The following is a 17,793-nucleotide window of genomic DNA, read 5'->3' as shown; positions in this document are numbered from 1 at the left end:
TCATACAGTTAAAAATATTTTTAAAACTTAATACACTGCGGCAAATATCTTCTTCTCTTTCCCTCCCAACCAAACTAAATACTCATTCTCTACTGCCTGCTTATACGCCCAGTCGGCAACCCGATGCGAACGTTGCAGATCGGTTAGAAAACCTAATTGAGAAATCTCTCGAATAATAGATTGATCATGCAGATGATTACGTTCCTGCCACTGATGTAAGAATTGCTGTGATGCTAAATAATTACTTTTTTGTGAGTTGCATTTTTCATCCGCCAGGACAAAATTATGTCCGGTATCGGCAGGATATAAAGACCATGGAATAAAATGATCCACGGCATATTTTGAATTTTTGAGACTTTTTCCACAGTAAAAACACTGGCATTGCTGTAAGTCAATTAAGAAGTCCGCGACCTGCCCCAATTGATTACGACTTGGAGCAAACATGAATTCATCTAGGTCAGGCAAACCATCCAGTACCACCAGGTTCTGCTTATTTAGCCGAACAAAATCAATCCAGCGCTTCTGGCACAACTCTTCAATGATTTCACTAAATTGTCTTAAGCAATACATCACCTTGGGCAACAAGTTGAGGGACTGTTTAGAGTCTTCAAGGCAATAAAGAAATTCTACCGTTTGACCATTCAGATTCTGCAAATATACCACCGGCATTTGCTTTACCGTTGTTGCAACTGCTCGCTTCAACCTGTTCCAGTAAAGTACATCCTTTCTCAACGCGGCCAAGGTCTTGAATTGTTGCTGTGCATTCTGAATTTCACTGATGATCTTTGCCTGCTTACCAGTACTTTGATGAATAGTAAAAGGCTCGTACTGGTTAAACTGAAACGGCATTGACTGTTTCCAGTACAGGTCAATAAACTTTTCAGCAATATCATGATAGTCCAAATGCAACACAGCGCCGGTATCTTGACCCTGTTCAATCGCCAGACGCGTGATACTTATCAGCAAAGCAAACTTATATGTCGAAGTAAAAGTCCCTGACTGCAATATCTGCTGAATATGCTTCAAGAATTTTAACTGTTCTTGAGGGGTTGGTATTTCGGCTATACTGAATAACATATCTAAGCTTGCACTTTTCTAATCAGAATATTAAGCCAATCTTCTGTACGGTCTGGACGTTTATCTACAGTAATCCATTGCTGTAACAGTAAAGCCTGATCTATTTGTTTGAGTAAGTCGTAAGCTTGCTGCTCATTCAAGTCAGTAAAGCTGCGCCCTTCTTTCTCACGGTCTGTATCGCCATATTTAAAAGACATATAACACACACCATTTGGCTTTAATGCTTTAAATATTCGCGCCAGTACTTCAGTCAGGCGATCTCTTTCACAGTGTAAAAGAGAAGCACAAGCCCAAATCCCATCATACTTAGCTACTTCATTCAGCTCATAAAAATTTTGCTGACGTACCTCGATGCCTGTCAGCTCTCTCGCCTTTTCAACCAGCTCGGCAGAATAATCAATTGCCTCAACTTGATAGCCTTTTTTCTTAAATGCCAGAGTGTCACGCCCAGAGCCACAGCCCAAATCCAGGATCAATGCCTGTTCCGGCAAATATCTTAGAAATGGTGTGTAAAGACTTTCCATCTCAACCTGATAGGTATTTTCAAAAAATGCTTGAGCATGTTGATTGTAATAATTTGATGTTTGATTCATTGTCTAAAAGCCAATATCTTATGTTAAAGAACATACTGATATTTCACTAGCTAAGTCAAATGATCAGTCCTATGAATGAATCAAACTTTTATTTCACTGTATCCGGACAACTGAGATAGAAACCAAACTGGTTCTTGTAAATGGAAAAAATATGGGCTTCAGATTTCGCAAGAGTATTAAACTGCTACCTGGATTAAAAATCAATCTGACGCATAAAGGCATCAGCAGTGCAAGCATTGGCAAACCTGGTGCTTCTTTAAATATTGGGAAAAAAGGCACCCGAACCAGCGTTGGTATTCCAGGCACAGGCCTATCCTATTCCAAGCACCAACCCTATAAGAACAGAGCTGGCAACCAAGAGAATCCTGCTCACGAACAACAACCACTCTATACATCAGATACCGAACAACCCAAATCGAATGTCTGGATTTGGGTAATTTTTGGATTATTTTGTTTTATTGTCGGGGCAATTATTTTTTAAATTTACCCATTCTTTGCACCCATAACATTCATTCCTATAGGCAAAATTTAATTCATTCATTACTATGGACAGATGTTAAATACAATAAAGGCTGCCACTGATGTCTGATAATGACAGTACTCTGGATTATGATGAAAATGATTTAATCGATTCTCCCTTGTCTCAAATTTTACAAGAGGATAATGAGCAAGTTGAAATTCTCATTTATCGATTACCTGATAGTAACTGGACACTGGAAGTGGTAAACCAAAATGGTACTTCTACGGTATGGGATGAAACATTCCCGTCAGATCAGGAAGCTCTATCTGTTGCTATAGATGGAATTAAAGCCGCAGGCGGTATTCAAGCATTTTCCGAACTCAGTGACCTCGAAGCAAAGAAAAATATTTTTCCTGAATCCCTTACTCGCCATTAAAAATGAAGCTGCTAGCGTGGATATGAATCAGTATTTTCTGGATTCTTAGAACCTATCGTGATGATAGGTTCACTTCAAGCCTAACCCCTCTAGGGTCGAAGGGTCAAAATTTTCATCAAACACAAACTCATCTGCTCGCCCTTTTCTTAATGTCGCTAAGGCATAAAAGAAACATTTCTCACATAACTGCAATTCATATCTTTCCCCGTCATGCTTGGAACCATAGCCCCAATGCGCCGATAAAGTGCCAAACTCTAGTTTCGTTGATTGGTTGCATATATCACATACAGCATCTGTAACGACTTCTACCTGTTTCTATTGTTTAATTTCCATATTAAGAAACTCTTAGTTTTAAAATAAATAGCATTGCTATAAGTTGTGACCCCGTTCTTAAAAATATAAAAAATCACAATATATTGTATATAGTTTGTAAATATACACAAAATATAGGGTAGATCAATCTTGTTTAATATTTCAAAAAATTATAAGAATATTCACTTGATTATTTTTTACACTTATGAAGGACTATGGAAACCGCTTTTGATTTCAATGAAAAATTTGGCACACCTAAAAAATTGTTGTGCAAAAATTTTAATAAAATCCAAATCAGTATCCACCCTGATTTTTCTGGAATTTATCTTTGCTATCAAGAGGCTTTCAAATCCTTAAAAACTGATCTATCAATATTGACTTCTTACCCTGAAATCCGTGTCTGGAAAGACCCTAATAGATCTGGCTATACCATCGCAAATGCCTGTCAGTGGCACTTATATTGGTCTAAGAACACACCTAAGAATATCAACTTACTCGTCCATTCTTTTCCTCAAGATGAGGACAAAATTGAGCTATTAAAAAAAGAGGCAAGTTTGGAATTCATGAGATTTCTGGCCTCTTATCACCATGATCTGGATCGAATGAATCCTGCAAAAATGCAATCGCTGATCAATGCACATATTTCATATGAAGTTATCTTGGCTTTAAACAAAGAAAATTCTTTCAAACCTCACCGTACTATGAGCTTAGACCTGCTAGCAAAACTACTCTCATTCACACGAAATCAGCTGAATTATCGAAATAAAGTTATAAACCGGAAAAGACAGAAGATTTTTGATCAACTGCAACAAACCAGTGGAATTGTGCAACAACTTTTAAACAATGTGGACTTCGTTCTCACGCCAGATCAGCTATGGAAAGCATAATGTCAGAATATAACCCAAACCATCAAAATGCTGCTGATATTCCGCGGGTATCATTAAAACAGACACTGGAAAAACTCTTTGGTAATGAGCAGTTCAACCGTGCAGAACATATTCAATATATTGCTGATTTACTGACTTTACACCCTACTGATCAATATCTGAAGGAGCTGAATCTCGATCTATTAGATTTTGATCTACAAACTAATTCTGTTGTTGCTAGACCCGCTGCCTTGGTCTCCTCTCGAAAACATACTGTTAGTGCAACACCCGTTACTTGGTATGTGAACTCAATTGCACAATTAGCAAAGTCAGAAGAAAATGCCTTAACCTGGAATATTCTAGTTTTAAAAGCAGCAATTTATTTAATTGCTCTTCCTGAGCTCAAGCCAGATCTTTTTAAACAAGCGCACGCAGAACACTTCAATACCGTAAAGCGCTTATTCCAGCGCTTTAGGACTGCAAATAAAAATTTAGATACTGAAAAAAAATATTATAATACAGAAGAATATAAACGCCTCTGGAATGTCTATCTTAAAGATCTAACGCTGAGCTTAGAGCAATTTATTCAACATCTGATCACATTAGATACGGATGAATTGCCTGAGTTTGATCGCAATCTACTCAATGATATTCGCATTACTTTTAACTATGTTTTAAAAAACAAAGCGAAGATCGCACGTGCAAGTATCGATACGCAGCTTCAACATCAGTTTCTTGATGAAGAACAATTCATTGAAGAAAGTATCGAAATCAAAAAAGGGGCTAAATCTAAAGCACTGAATATAGAAACCTTAATCGATGAGCCGATTAATCGGCAAATTGTTGTCAATCCAACTGACGTCACACCACTCGCAGCACATTCAGAAACGAGTCAAAGCTATGTTCTACCGCTTGTTGCAAAACATATTCAACGCAAAGAACATTTACTCACGTCGAGTAGTTTTTTTCCGAATCCATCTAGCGTGAACCATCTACTGAAAAGACTTCATGTGGACTACTCTGAACATCAAAATAAAAGTGCTTTGATCCTGATGCTCGCATTTTTAACAGGCAACAGTGTGAATGAGTGGCTATATATACAAAGCAAGCGAGCTAAAAACTTAAATAACTGCCAAAAATTGATCCATAAAAATGATCAGTTCTTCTTAAGCAGTAAATTTAATGTATTTGAGAACCGTGATTTTGAGTATTCAAAAAGCTTGCTTAATCAGACGATCTATTTAGACATTCCAATCCCGAATCTATTCATTGAGGATCTCCGCAAAATGGATTCGGTTAGTTTCGATGATATACAGCAATATTTACGCAAATTAAGACAAGAATTATTGATTCCAAAACTGTCTGTCGTAAAGGTGAGTTCTCTACTGCATCATACGGTTCTTGCAAAAACAGGGAATAAACAACTCGCAGATTTAATCACAGGGATTGATGCCAATCAGTCATCATCTGTTTCTTATTGTCATCAGAATATTTCACAATTACATGCACAATATGTTGATATTCTAAAATCACTTTGTGCAGATGTAGCAAACACATATGAAAGTTGTGTACCTTCGCTCCCTGATTCAATAATTCATTTTGGTAGTCGTAAGGCTCCAAAACCACAGGTCATTACAGAGATTTTTGCTGTATTGAAATTTAATATTTTTTCACAAGCTGAAGACGATCTGATTGCTATATACAACCACTACAACATATGGATGTGGCATACCCTCCTTCTTTTTACAGCAGCACGCCCCGTTGCTGAATTCCCTGGATTTCTTAAAAACTTTAATTTAAAACGCCAAATTTTGATGGTTTCTGACAAAGAAGTAGGCGGCCGCAATGGATTCGGACGTCTAATCCCACTTTGTTCATTTTTAGTTGAAGAGATAAAAAAATTCCTTAAATTTTTAGAATATTTTTCGACTCAAATCATGATGAGCCATCCAGCTTTAAGTGATGTTATACAACAAATAGAAGCAAGTAAGCTGCCCTTTTTGGGGATCATCCAAGATGATGAGTGGAAACCACTAAGTCCTTCTACAGTCAAAGATTTCCATCCTGAATTAGGACTTGATCATGCAAATTGGCATCGCCATACAGCTCGTGCATTTTTGACTCATAAAATTACCGAACCTGAGATTTTAGCTCTCTTTTGACATGAGCTCATGCAACAAGAAGCCGCACATCCTTTTTCCAGTTTATCACTATCTCAATTTTCTAAAATTGCGAATGTTTTAGAGCAAATGAAAGATCAATTTAAAATTAGCGGGATTGAAGTAAATGTCATCATTCAATAAAAAAATCCAAAAAAACGCTATGCTGAAGATAGACGTCAACTTCAACGTAATGAATTAGAAAGGAACCTACGAGCCGATGCAGAACAAGAGCTCCGACAGTACTTTGATGAGCAAAAATTCTCAAATGAAGACTTAATTCAAGCTTATCCTGCAATTTATGAGTTTATTAAACGTAAAGCACCGAATCTTGCTTGGAAAAAATATGCTCATGAATTCTTCCGAACATATATCAAAGACCTCAATAAAAGTAATAACCTAGACCTCCCACTACCTTATCTCACCTTTGAGATGAAACGCGATGAACCAATTTTCACCCTAGATTGGATCCAAGCCGGTCATGAAATTGACATCATCCTCGAAAAACTGTGGGATTACTGGATTCTTGCTCAAGATAGTTCCGCTTTTTCTGATGATGAAATTATTGGGAATATTCTGCTTTGCTCAATGTTATACGGTGGATTAAATCAAACAGCTTCATTAAATGCTTTGCTCGAACATTTAAACAACCCTGAAAAAATCCAAAAAATTTGCGATTTTAATATCATCTTTTTAGAGCCACTTTCTCCAAGCTATGGCGATCTATTTGTTGATGAAAAAACAATACGAAAATCACGTAATTTTGTTCCAGATCAACTCACACGACTCTGGCTCATTCACTTTAATACAAGACAAATTCGTGATATCAGTCTAGACGTGAATGCGTATCTGCACCTCATTTTTCAAAAAATAAAACATCCATACACCAACAAGACTTTTAAGTTTTTACGTGACTACGCCAATTTTAATTGGCTACAACTGCAGAATGCAGATGTTGATCCTGCCCTTTCACAATATTTGTTAGAAAACACACTCACGTGTGGTTTATCAGAACATGAGTTTGAAAACTTTGCATTCCCAAAATTTAAAACTCAATTAAGTGATGAAATCGAACGAAATGTCTCTTCTACAGCCAAAGTCCTACCAGATCTCAATACGTCTGAAGCAGTAGAGAATGTGATATTTATTCATAAAAACTTGCTGAAAATAATTCGCACATCATCAACGGACCAACCTATTGCTGAACTCATTATTGATTTTTGCCTGCGTCACCAAGAGCAGTTTAATGAGTTTTCTAAACGTATTATTTTGTGGCTCATCAGTCTCTATCTACCAAGTTCAGAGCAAATAAAAAAATTATCAGCCACCTTTGATTTTGATACAACTCAGTACACGAAGGCATTTCAAGACAATCAAAAACTCGCAGATAGTTCAATCTATACATATTACACCCGGATCGCAGAACCGTTTTTAACTCATGCCTTACAATACTTCGATGCCGACGATGACATTAATGATCTGCTGAACAAAATCTATCAACAAATCATTAGCAATACACGACTTGCTGATGAAGCAGATCGACCTGAGTTTAAAAAATCTAAAGACCAAACAATCCGCATGTTGAAACGCTTTCACACCTTTCAACAAATTGTTTTTCAAGCAGAAGATTTTGAACTTGAATTTATTGCATCGCAAAGTAGACCTCGTGCACGCATCATTGGTCATACAGCCTTCCAGGTCATATTAAAGAAATTAAATCAGCTCTTACATGACCAATCCATCTCAGACCATCACTATAAATTATTAAAAATTATTTATATTTTGGCTTACCGTACTGGTATGCGTATTAACGAAATACTCGGGTTACGTGTAAAAGATATCGAGGGTTTAAATCAATTTTCTATCTGGGTTCAACCTTATGGTTCAAAAAAACAAGGGAATCAACATCTGCTCAAAACGGATAGTGCGGAACGGATTGTGCCTGCATACGCTTTGCTAAAAGATGATGAGTACCAATTCTTTAGCGATTTTGTTGTTGAAAAACGCTTAGAAAATAAGAAAAGTTTATATTTATTCAGCAACTTGAATGAAAATAAAAAACTGAATAAACACACTGTCACCGTACCCCTAAAACTGATATTAAATCAGGTCTTTAAAGGGCATCATTACTCCTTTCACTCTTTTCGTCACACTGCAGCGAATCATTTATCGCTTTTACTGAACTGTGAATATGCACCACTTGTGCAAAAGCTAACCGACTATAGCGAAAACGAATATCAAAAAATTCGAGCTGAGCTACTTCAAAATCAACATGGACAAAACCATTGGTTTGTTATTGCACATCTCTTAGGACATATAGAGCCAGTTGAAACATTCAAAAGCTATATTCATTTAAGTTATCTCATAGCTGGTCAAAAACTACTAAAACATCATCCAGATATGCCTAATGAATTGGCTAAAAAAATTATGGGACACAATGCAACGTTTAAAAATTTGCAAATAACAAATGGTGAAAAAGACTTTAATTTTGAAAAAAACCAGGCCGTTCTAGCAACTATATTATTGAACGATCAAACAAAATGGCTTCAAAGTAATGCTACTGACATTTTAGATGAACTGTCGTTACAAATAGATCAATCCCATGATTTTTTTGCTTTCTTTGTTGGAACAGAAGATTCTAAAATTTCACTTCAATGCTTCTATGAAACGCTCAATATATTGGAGACTACTAAAGATCCTAAAAGTACAGCTCAACGTATGTGCTTGCCAGAAGAACTCGTCAATTATTGGTATGAAAATGCTCTAAATTTAGCAAACATTAAATCAAAAAAAGGGAATCCACGTTTATTTAGTATTGATAGCTCAACTCACTTAAAACCAGCAATGCTTGATAGCGCTGAAGAGCTTTATGCGGTGACTTATTTTTTTGAACATCTACAGAAAATAGCTCGTAAAAATCCAATACAAATTGCATGCGTCCTGAATATATTTTTGAATCGAGTGACCGCATCACACACAGGTATCCATTATCGCTGGAAGGATATCGATCAACTCGAACATTTTTACTCCCAAGTTAAGGCTTTATTTCCTGCCAAATTTTGGCACTTACTTGGACAAGATTTGCAAACAAAGTTAGATGCTAAACAACAGCCTCAACTTTTCAAATTAGCAAAAGCATCAATAGATAAACATCCATCAACTCAAGAGGAATTTCCTCGTCTACAACTCTACTCAGTAAAAGATGGTCATGCTCTTGCTGCATTTAAATTTTGCTTACATCTAGCATGTATCGGCAGACCTCGATCTCTTGAACTTAAAGCTGAAGGTCTAAAAACAACCACATGCTGTTAAATAATTTAACCGTTGTTTCCTTATCTAAAGTCAAATTTAATATATCTTTAGTAAACATTGGATGTCTAATCAACGATAATTAAATCGTATAAACTCTATGAATTAGCAGCGTCTGAAACAGGGATCGGTCATGTATACAACATCAGAAAAAACTGCAAAACAGAAAATGATATTAGCTAAGGCAGTTTTAGCTGCTGCTAAACGACTTGGTCTTGCACAGGATCAACTAGCCTTAACACTCAATATAGATTCGGTGAAAACTTTAACATCTCTTGAATTAGATCCCACTTCAAAACAGGGAGAAATCGCCCTCACTTTAATCCGGTATTACCACATCACTAGATGCTCTGACAGGTGGGGATACAGCCTGGATACAGCATTTTATGAGATCACCCAATAAATTGATGAGTGACATTCCAATAGAACAGATTCAGAACCCTCAGGGATTGGCCTCTATTTTACAATTGGTGGAAGGTCTTCGGGCTAAACTTTAAGATAAGCAAAGTATTACAGAAAAATTTGAAAGTGATGGCCCTCTCCAATAATTCAAATGCAAGGAATAAGAATTTCCCCTCTTCTCAAGATGTATATGTCTGGCCTAATTCCGTCAATAATACAGTCAGCAAAGCTGAATGGCCTAGATCAGTATGCCTATTTAAATGATGTGCTGAAAAGGCTGCCGACACATAAAGTGACCCAAATAGAAGAATTACTAACACACCGCTGGAAACCTGAACCGAATTAAAATAGCTATGGGGCTCAGCGGACGCTTACGTATTAGATTCCTTTAGATTTTAAATATCTAATTAGACTTCTTTAATCTAATAGGATCAATCAGCCCATAAAGCACCTTCCTTACATCAAATGGTTTATTTATATAAATCCATTATTTTGTGTTTTAATATACATATATACACATAAGACCCAATATTATGGATTTAAACTTCAAAAAACCTGAAGAGGTTGTCACGTTATTATGTGAAAGGCTTCGCAAAGAACGACTTTATCTGGAAATGACTCAGGCAGACGTCGCTACACGTGCTGGTATTAGTGTGAATACAGTATCTAATCTGGAAGCTGGTCGAAATGTTTCATTTGAAAATTTAGTACGCGTTGCCATGGTATTGGGCCGATTAAAAGAATTAGAGGAACTCTTCAAACCTCATTTAAACAGTGTAAATGACATTCTCCGCTATGAGAGCAATACGGCTCGCCAACGTATCAAAAGGAAATAAGTCCATGCTCAAAAAACTTAATGTTTACTACAATGGATGGGGTGAATATTGGCTTTGGGGTACACTGGTCTCCTCAACCGCAATCACAGGTCGGCCATTAATTGCCTTTGAATACAGTGCAGAAGCGATCAGTAAAGGTTTAGAACTTTCCTCTTACCTACTTCCATTAAAAGGTGACTCATTAAGAACGAACTTTCCTACACATCAAATGGGATTGCCAGGTCCTATATATGATGCCTTGCCCGATGGTTGGGGCATGCTTCTTATGGATCGCTTATTTAAAAAAAATGGACTCAATCCAGCACGGATTGGGCCATTAGAACGACTCACGTATATTAATACACATGCAATGGGGGCATTATCCTTTGAACCTTCAGCACCTGAGTTAGCATTAACTAAAAATATTCCACTGATTAAACTCGCTCAAGAAGTTCAGGAAGTTCTCAAAGGAGAAGGTGCAGAATTTTTACAGCACTTATTAATTATGGGTGGATCTCCACAAGGTGCAAGGCCAAAAGCGCTCGTCTATCGTGATCCTGTCACCAACGAATTCTCAACAGTTAGCTCATATCAACATGAAGCCTGGCTGATCAAATTTCCAGCTCAGCAAGAGCATCCTGAAGTTTGTGCAATTGAAGCTGTTTATGCAGAATGTTTACGTCATTGTGATATTGACACCCCTGACACTCAATATTTTACTCTTCCGAATGGATTAACCGCATTTGCATCAAAAAGATTTGACCGCCATGATGGTATGCGTATCCCTATGCAAAGTTTAGCTGCCTTCACCGGAGCTGATTTTAAATCACCAGGGAGTTTAGACTACAGTAATTTTCTTCGCGCTGCACACTTTTGCACCAATGATGTTCGCGAAAAAGCAATTGCATTCAAGCGAGCTGTTTTCAATGTAGTCTTCAATAATCGAGATGATCATTGCAAAAACTTTTCATTTCTGATGTCCCAAAATGGGCAATGGAAACTCTCCCCTGCCTATGATGTTACTTTCTGTGAAGGGCCAGGTGGATATCATCAAATGGATATCATGGGTGAAGCACTGGATATTCCTCGACAAGCTCTTGTAAAACTTGGTACTCAGGAAGCGGAACTTTCTGCCCAAGAAGTCGATGAAATTATTGGCTCGATTTGTAAGGTTGCAATCCGATTCAGTGATATCGCTCATGATCTATTACCTGCACAAATTCAAGCAGAAACTATCCAAATGATCCAAAATAGGATTGAGCATAATATTCATTTATTGAATTGAATATAAAACATTTTCATGAGGATTAAGAATCATTATATTAACTTATATATTGTTATTATTTCTCATGAAAATCAGCATCAAAAAATAGGTGACTTTTATGAGCTAAAACGTCTAAAATAAAGTGACCAAAACCACATTAAATGATCCAAATTGATCAAAATTTTACCCCACCAAAAAACATATACTATTAATTAAATCATATACTTATAATTAGCGTCATTTAATGGAATAAATCTCGGTGACCTTGCCAAGGTTGGGGTCATTTGCGATAGCGGATATAGCAAACCATGATCAGGCTCCATACGCTAATGAACAGGATCACACAGAGCGAACTTGCCAAAGTAAAGGCTTCCATGGTGTTCGGGACAAAATACTGAAGCACAGCTCCACCCATGATAAATACACATGAGAAGATCAGACCATTTGCTGGCACTGCACTTTTGGATAAGCGACTAAATGAATTTGGCGCCTGACCATCTTTTGACAGACCAAACAACATACGACTGGTAGAGAAAACACCACTGTTCATCGACGACATCACCGAAGACAACACCACTAAATTCATGATGATCGCTGAGGTCACAATCCCCGCATTCAGGAATAACTCAACGAATGGGCTTTTATCTGCGCGAATTTGATCCCACGGTGTCACAGCCATCACCACCAATAAAGCTAAGACATAGAACAAAATAATACGAATCGGAATCGCATTAATCGCTTTGGGAAGATTCTTATGTGGGTCTTTGGTTTCTGCCGCCGTGGTTCCAATCAGCTCCACTCCGACAAAGGCAAAAACGGCAATTTGGAAACCAGCCAAGAAGCCATCATCACCTTTCGGGAACATACCACCATGCGACCAAATATTATTTAGCGAAACCACTGTGCCATGAGGTGCGGTAAAGTGACTAAAAATCATATAGCCCCCAACCCCAATCAAACCAATAATCGCCAAGATTTTAATCAGTGCAAACCAGAACTCGACTTCACCAAACAATTTGACCGTAAGTAAATTCAACGCCAAAACGAATAATACGCAGCCCGCACTAATCAGCGCCTGCCCTATTGGAGTAAAGGTCGTTCCATCAGGCAGCCAAAAACCAAGATAATTAATCACAGCAGCTAAGTCCGCAATACCGACCAAGACCCAACCTAACCAATAGGTCCAACCCAAATAATATCCGGCCCACGGTCCAATCAGATCGTGTGCCATATCGACGAAAGATTTGTACTGTAAATTGGCAAGCAACAATTCACCGAGTGCTCGCATCAAAAAGAAGAACATGCCACCAATAATCATGTAAATAAACAAGATTGATGGACCAGCAAGGGAGATGGTTTTTCCTGAACCCATGAACAGTCCAGTCCCAATCGCGCCACCAATGGCAATCAATTGCAAATGGCGATTGGAAAGTTTTCGTTGTAAGTCTTGAGGTGCATCATCACCTGAAGACTGATTATGTATCACCGTCATAAAAAAGTTCCTTTTTACTACTTCCTAAAATGAATCGGTCGCTAATTTATGAGCTTAACCAGCTGTCCTTTATAAATGACCCATTCATTTTGACTGCAAGAAAATACGTATTTGCCTTACTTTTATCTATGACAAATACGTTACTTTTCTTCTTTTTTAATCTCATTTAAACAAAAATAAAGCGATTCGCTTTATTTTTGTGCTGCAATCACTGCAATTTCAATTAACCAATTTGGATTGACCAAATCAGCTTGAATCGTAGCGCGTGATGGCGCCACACAGTCTTTTAACCAATCAACATAGATCGCATTGACCTTAGGAAAATCAGCTAGGTCTTTCAGAAAAAGCTGTACCGAAAGTAAACGTGATTTATCGCTATTTGCGGAGGCTAACAATTGCTCGATCGTTGCCAATACATCACGCGTTTGTCCTTCGATATCTAAATCAGGATTTTTAGGCACTTGTCCTGCTAGATACACCACCTGATTAAAAACCGTGACTGCACTCATCACTTCGGTGCTATTGATTTTCTGGATATCTGAATGTGACATGATGACTTCCTTAATCTTGAGTGATAAATGGAACTCGTGCAGTTACGCCGCACATAAGTTCATAGCCAACTGTGCCTGAGGCTGCTGCAACATCATCAATAGAGAGAATTTGTCCTGTTTTTGATGTTCCCCAAAGCACAACTTCACTGCCAATTTCAGCATTCGGAACTGGCGTTAGATAGACTGCCAACATATCCATACTGACTCGCCCAATGGTTCGAGTACGGATTCCATTGACTAACACTGGCGTGCCTGTAGGAGAGGTACGCTGATAACCATCTGCATAACCACACGCGACAATACCAATCGTCATTGCATGTGCAGCTACGAAACTTGAACCATAACCCACACTTTCATTGGCATTTAACTGCTGGATCGCGATCAGTTCACTGCGCAAACTCATGGTCGGTGCAAGTCCCCAATCGTGGATACTATGCTTCGGATAATCGGGAGAGCTGCCATAGAGCATGATGCCGCCACGGACATAATCGGAGTGTACTTGCGAGGGATATCTGAGAATGGCAGCACTATTACTCACCGATCTTTCGCCAGGTAAGTCCTGAATGGTGCTTTCAAATTCTGCGAGTTGATATTCAACCCCAGCTTGACCAAAACGTTCGCCATCAGCATCAGAGAAATGCGTCATATGGGTGATGTTGGAAACATTATTGAGGCGTTGCAGATGTTGCCAGATTTTTCGGTATTGTTGAGGCTTGAAACCTAGACGGTTCATGCCACTGTTCATTTTTAAGAAAATATCAAACTGGGCTGGATAGATATGCTGCTGTATCCATTCGACTTGATGCTCGCTATGTACCGTGAAACTCAACTGATATTCAGCGCAGTCAAATAAATCCTGTGGCGAAAAAATTCCTTCCAGCAATAGAATTGGACCAGTCCAACCTAATGCACGCAAACGTTTCGCTTCATCTATATCAAGCAATGCGAAGCCGTCCGCAGTTTTTAAAGCATCGTAAACTCGTTCGATTCCATGTCCATAGGCATTGGCTTTGACCACTGCAAACACCTTGCTGTCTGGAGCAGAAGTTCTCACGACTTCAAGATTTTGGCGCAAAGCTTGAGTATGGATGACCGCAGTAATTGGGCGAGGCATAATGAACTTCCTTGTATAATCAAATTATGCCGCGTGTGAATAACGCTGGATCGATAAGCCATCCGTACTAATCTCGGTACGATGATTCATCACCAAATCACTAATCAATTTGCCTGAACCACATGCCATGGTCCAACCTAAAGTGCCATGACCAGTATTTAAGAATAGGTTCTTATATTTGGTTGCACCAATAATCGGTGTGCTGTCTGGTGTCATTGGACGTAGACCTGTCCAGAATGATGCTTGTTGTAAGTCACCACCTGGGAATAAGTCTTGGGTAACCATTTCCAAAGTTGCACGACGATCATCATTCAAGCCCAAGTTAAAGCCACTTAATTCCGCCATACCACCCACACGGATACGTTGGTCGAAACGTGTAATCGCGACTTTATATGTCTCATCTAAAACCGTTGATTGCGGAGCAAATTTTGGTTCAACAATTGGAATCGTCAATGAATAACCTTTCACTGGATAAACTGGCAGATTCAATTGCAATGGTTTTAAGAAATCGCGTGAATAACTACCAAAGGCAAGTACGAAACGATCAGCCGTTAAAATCGCACCATTGACCATCACACCTTTGATTTCGTCACCTTCTACGATCAGTTGCTCAACATTTTGATCGAATTTAAATTCGACACCTAAGTCTTGCGCCACTTTTGCCAAAGCATTGGTGAATAAATAACAATCACCCGTTTCATCATTCGGCAAATGTAAACCACCGACTAATTTATCGGTGTGTGCCAATGCTGGTTCTACGCTGCCCAGTTCTTGAGCATTGAGTAAATTAAAATCAACACCACATTCTTTCAGTACTTGGATGTCTCGTTGCACTGCTTCAAGCTGCGCTTCATTACGAAATACCTGTAAGGTACCTTTGGAACGATTTTCGTAATGAATACCTGTTTCACTTCTGAGTTGACGCAAACAATCACGACTGTATTCCGCCACACGCATCATGCGTTCTTTGTTGACCGCATAACTTTGTGGATTACAGTTTTTCAGCATCTGTGCCATCCACTGAAGCTGCCACATGCTGCCATCTATATTAATGGCAAGTGGTGCATGATGCTGGAACATCCATTTTACTGCTTTGAATGGAATCCCTGGTGCAGCCCAAGGTGTTGAATATCCTGGCGAGATTTGCCCAGCATTACCAAAACTGGTTTCTTTTGCTGGACCAGACTGACGATCAAGTACAGTCACTTGGGCACCTTGTTGCGCAAGATAGTAAGCACTTGCTACACCAATAACACCACTTCCTAAAACGATGACGCGCATAATAGGTCCCTCTCGCCCACTAGTTTATTTAACTAGTATATTTTTGCTTCAATAGTTTTTTTGACTGTTTTTATGGCTATAATCTAGGTAATTTAATGTTTTTATCGCGGAAAAATTAAAATAAAAGGGAATAATCTATGCGTAAATTAGACCGTATTGATCGCCTGATTTTAGACATTCTGCAACGTGAAGGGCGCATCGCAATTAGTGAGTTAGCTTCACGTGTGAACTTATCTACCACGCCTTGCTCAGAACGCGTCAAACGTTTGGAACGTGAAGGTATTATTATGGGCTACTATGCTCGACTTAATCCTGCGCATGTTGATCGCAGCCTGTTGGTGTTTTTGGAAATCAAACTGTCAGCAAAATCAGGTGATGTCTTTGATCAAGTGGCTCGAGATTTAGTCGATATTCCTGAGGTCTTGGAATGTCATCTAATATCAGGTGAGTTTGATTATTTAGTCAAAGCCCGACTCAAAGAAATGAGTGCTTATCGACGTTTATTGGGTGATTTACTGAAAAAACTGCCTGCTTCGGCATCATCCCATAGTTATGTGGTGATGGAAGAAGTCAAAGAAAGTCTTTATTTAGATGTGAGTAAATAAAATTAGATGTCGTACGATGCACGATTAAAAATATTTCAGCCTGCAAACGCAGGCTGAATATGTATCATTATTCGTCTTCATCATCATAGATATAGCTCATACAACCCCATCCGTCGTATTCACCATCAAACTCTTGCGCAATCCGCGTCATCCACTCTTCTAAATCTGCAATATCTTCATATTCCAACATCATATTGACGTGAATATTTAATACCCACAAATCCGATCCATCTGAATGCAATTCTTCTTGATACAGTGAAATTTTTTGCTCTTGATGTAACAGATGCAATCCACACTTTTCTGCTTGTTCTTGCTTTTCAAACACAATTGAAAATTCGACTTCATGCGGTTCACTTAGGTCATTGCCATCTTCAACCATTTGCCAAAGCACATTACCATTGTCATTATCAGGAAATTGCTCGTAATCACGTGTCATTTGAATATCCTTTGTTGTCGTTTCAGTTTAATTATTTGGCTATAGATTAACCTATTTTTATGTCAGTTTTTAGACGCATGAAGATCATTATTGTAGTGAAAGCATAAATGATCTTCATGTGGATCTCCGATAGCTATATGGTCAACTCGATGGATAGAACAACTTGATCGATACAACGGATTCCATTTTCATAAATCGGTTCAGGATAGTGTTTAAACACATCTCGCTCAATGTATGACATACGAAAACCACACTTCTGATATAGAGCCAACTGATCAAAACTTGAGTTGCCTGTTTTAATCAAAACAGTGCTGACCGAAGATTGCCATGCATTTTCTATCGCATGTTTAATCAATGATTTGGCTAGACCAAAACCTCGATGCTCTTTGGTGACGGCTAAATTGATAATTTCCGCTTCATCCCCGCGTTGTAATAAACATAATTCTGCAATTACATCCCGACGATCATTGGAAATCACAAAGATTTTTACTTCTGATAGATAAGCTAAAACATGCTGCCAATCTGGATCGGCTTCAAGTAGTAATTTTTTTAATTGCGCTTGAGTCAAAGTCGGCAAACCAGCCCACTTTAACTCGTTGATACACGAATACATAGTTAAGA

Annotated in this window: 14 protein-coding genes and 5 pseudogenes; 10 read left to right on the top strand and 9 right to left on the bottom strand. The window is 38.4% G+C overall.

What is annotated here, in order from left to right; all coding sequences use genetic code 11:
- Positions 1-27: 27 nt before the first annotated feature.
- Positions 28-1,077 carry an HNH endonuclease gene (locus MKL32_RS14360; RefSeq protein WP_270900691.1) on the bottom strand — a complete coding sequence of 350 codons (1,050 nt, stop codon included), beginning with the start codon at positions 1,075-1,077 and terminating at the stop codon, positions 28-30.
- 2 nt (positions 1,078-1,079) lie between these two features.
- A complete protein-coding gene (locus tag MKL32_RS14355) occupies positions 1,080-1,670 on the bottom strand; it encodes a class I SAM-dependent methyltransferase (protein ID WP_126132531.1) in 591 nt (196 codons plus the stop codon).
- Positions 1,671-1,821: 151 nt separating this feature from the next.
- On the opposite strand from MKL32_RS14355, the gene MKL32_RS14350 reads away from it, so the two are divergent.
- A complete protein-coding gene (locus tag MKL32_RS14350; RefSeq protein ID WP_233739025.1) occupies positions 1,822-2,151 on the top strand; it encodes a DUF4236 domain-containing protein in 330 nt (109 codons plus the stop codon).
- A 100-nt stretch (positions 2,152-2,251) separates the two neighbouring features.
- Complete coding sequence (locus MKL32_RS14345; RefSeq protein WP_005092537.1) at positions 2,252-2,566, top strand: hypothetical protein; 315 nt, start codon at positions 2,252-2,254, stop codon at positions 2,564-2,566.
- 69 nt (positions 2,567-2,635) lie between these two features.
- Here the strand turns inward: MKL32_RS14345 and MKL32_RS16165 are convergent, their stop codons facing one another.
- On the bottom strand, positions 2,636-2,845 hold the full coding sequence (locus MKL32_RS16165; RefSeq protein WP_329603207.1) for a hypothetical protein: 210 nt from the start codon (positions 2,843-2,845) through the stop codon (positions 2,636-2,638).
- Positions 2,846-3,093: 248 nt separating this feature from the next.
- Here MKL32_RS16165 and MKL32_RS14340 point away from each other — a divergent pair, with 248 nt between their 5' ends.
- The 7 genes and pseudogenes from MKL32_RS14340 (at position 3,094) to MKL32_RS14305 (ending at position 11,714) form a co-directional block, all read left to right on the top strand.
- Positions 3,094-3,765, top strand: coding sequence for a hypothetical protein (locus MKL32_RS14340; protein WP_270900690.1), 672 nt, complete (start codon positions 3,094-3,096; stop codon positions 3,763-3,765).
- Positions 3,765-6,047 (top strand): annotated as a pseudogene (locus tag MKL32_RS14335) (hypothetical protein). The gene MKL32_RS14340 and the pseudogene MKL32_RS14335 overlap by 1 nt, the downstream one beginning before the upstream one ends.
- Positions 6,031-9,215: pseudogene (locus tag MKL32_RS14330) on the top strand (site-specific integrase). The pseudogenes MKL32_RS14335 and MKL32_RS14330 overlap by 17 nt, the downstream one beginning before the upstream one ends.
- A gap of 130 nt (positions 9,216-9,345) precedes the next feature.
- Positions 9,346-9,709: pseudogene (locus MKL32_RS14325) on the top strand (antitoxin Xre/MbcA/ParS toxin-binding domain-containing protein).
- Positions 9,710-9,816: 107 nt separating this feature from the next.
- Positions 9,817-9,960, top strand: a pseudogene (locus MKL32_RS14315) (transposase domain-containing protein); the annotation flags it as partial.
- A gap of 187 nt (positions 9,961-10,147) precedes the next feature.
- On the top strand, positions 10,148-10,450 hold the full coding sequence (locus MKL32_RS14310; RefSeq protein WP_004907175.1) for a helix-turn-helix transcriptional regulator: 303 nt from the start codon (positions 10,148-10,150) through the stop codon (positions 10,448-10,450).
- Positions 10,451-10,454: 4 nt separating this feature from the next.
- Positions 10,455-11,714, top strand: a complete 1,260-nt coding sequence (locus tag MKL32_RS14305) for a type II toxin-antitoxin system HipA family toxin (protein WP_134253011.1) — start codon at positions 10,455-10,457, stop codon at positions 11,712-11,714.
- 262 nt (positions 11,715-11,976) lie between these two features.
- Here MKL32_RS14305 and MKL32_RS14300 read toward each other — a convergent pair.
- The 4 genes and pseudogenes from MKL32_RS14300 to MKL32_RS14285 form a co-directional block, all read right to left on the bottom strand.
- Positions 11,977-13,185, bottom strand: a pseudogene (locus tag MKL32_RS14300) (amino acid permease); the annotation flags it as partial.
- Positions 13,186-13,376: 191 nt separating this feature from the next.
- On the bottom strand, positions 13,377-13,736 hold the full coding sequence (locus tag MKL32_RS14295) for a RidA family protein (protein ID WP_005403877.1): 360 nt from the start codon (positions 13,734-13,736) through the stop codon (positions 13,377-13,379).
- Between the two features lie 10 nt (positions 13,737-13,746).
- Entirely contained in the window at positions 13,747-14,850 is a 1,104-nt protein-coding gene (gene alr / locus MKL32_RS14290) for an alanine racemase (protein WP_005403876.1), read from the bottom strand.
- A 24-nt stretch (positions 14,851-14,874) separates the two neighbouring features.
- The gene (locus MKL32_RS14285) at positions 14,875-16,131 is read right to left on the bottom strand and encodes a D-amino acid dehydrogenase (RefSeq protein ID WP_005403875.1); all 1,257 of its coding nucleotides are present in this window, start codon (positions 16,129-16,131) and stop codon (positions 14,875-14,877) included.
- A gap of 137 nt (positions 16,132-16,268) precedes the next feature.
- Here MKL32_RS14285 and MKL32_RS14280 point away from each other — a divergent pair, with 137 nt between their 5' ends.
- Positions 16,269-16,736 carry an Lrp/AsnC ligand binding domain-containing protein gene (locus tag MKL32_RS14280; protein ID WP_004665270.1) on the top strand — a complete coding sequence of 156 codons (468 nt, stop codon included), beginning with the start codon at positions 16,269-16,271 and terminating at the stop codon, positions 16,734-16,736.
- A gap of 67 nt (positions 16,737-16,803) precedes the next feature.
- Here the strand turns inward: MKL32_RS14280 and MKL32_RS14275 are convergent, their stop codons facing one another.
- Positions 16,804-17,172 (bottom strand): ribonuclease E inhibitor RraB, encoded by a 369-nt coding sequence (locus MKL32_RS14275; protein ID WP_005403874.1) that lies wholly within the window; start codon positions 17,170-17,172, stop codon positions 16,804-16,806.
- A 133-nt stretch (positions 17,173-17,305) separates the two neighbouring features.
- Positions 17,306-17,785, bottom strand: coding sequence for a GNAT family N-acetyltransferase (locus MKL32_RS14270; protein WP_039909080.1), 480 nt, complete (start codon positions 17,783-17,785; stop codon positions 17,306-17,308).
- Positions 17,786-17,793 lie beyond the last annotated feature (8 nt).

This window comes from Acinetobacter sp. AOR34_HL (genome assembly GCF_027854795.1).
Classification (GTDB): Bacteria; Pseudomonadota; Gammaproteobacteria; order Pseudomonadales; family Moraxellaceae; genus Acinetobacter; species Acinetobacter junii.
This window is presented reverse-complemented; position numbering and strand designations above follow the sequence as displayed.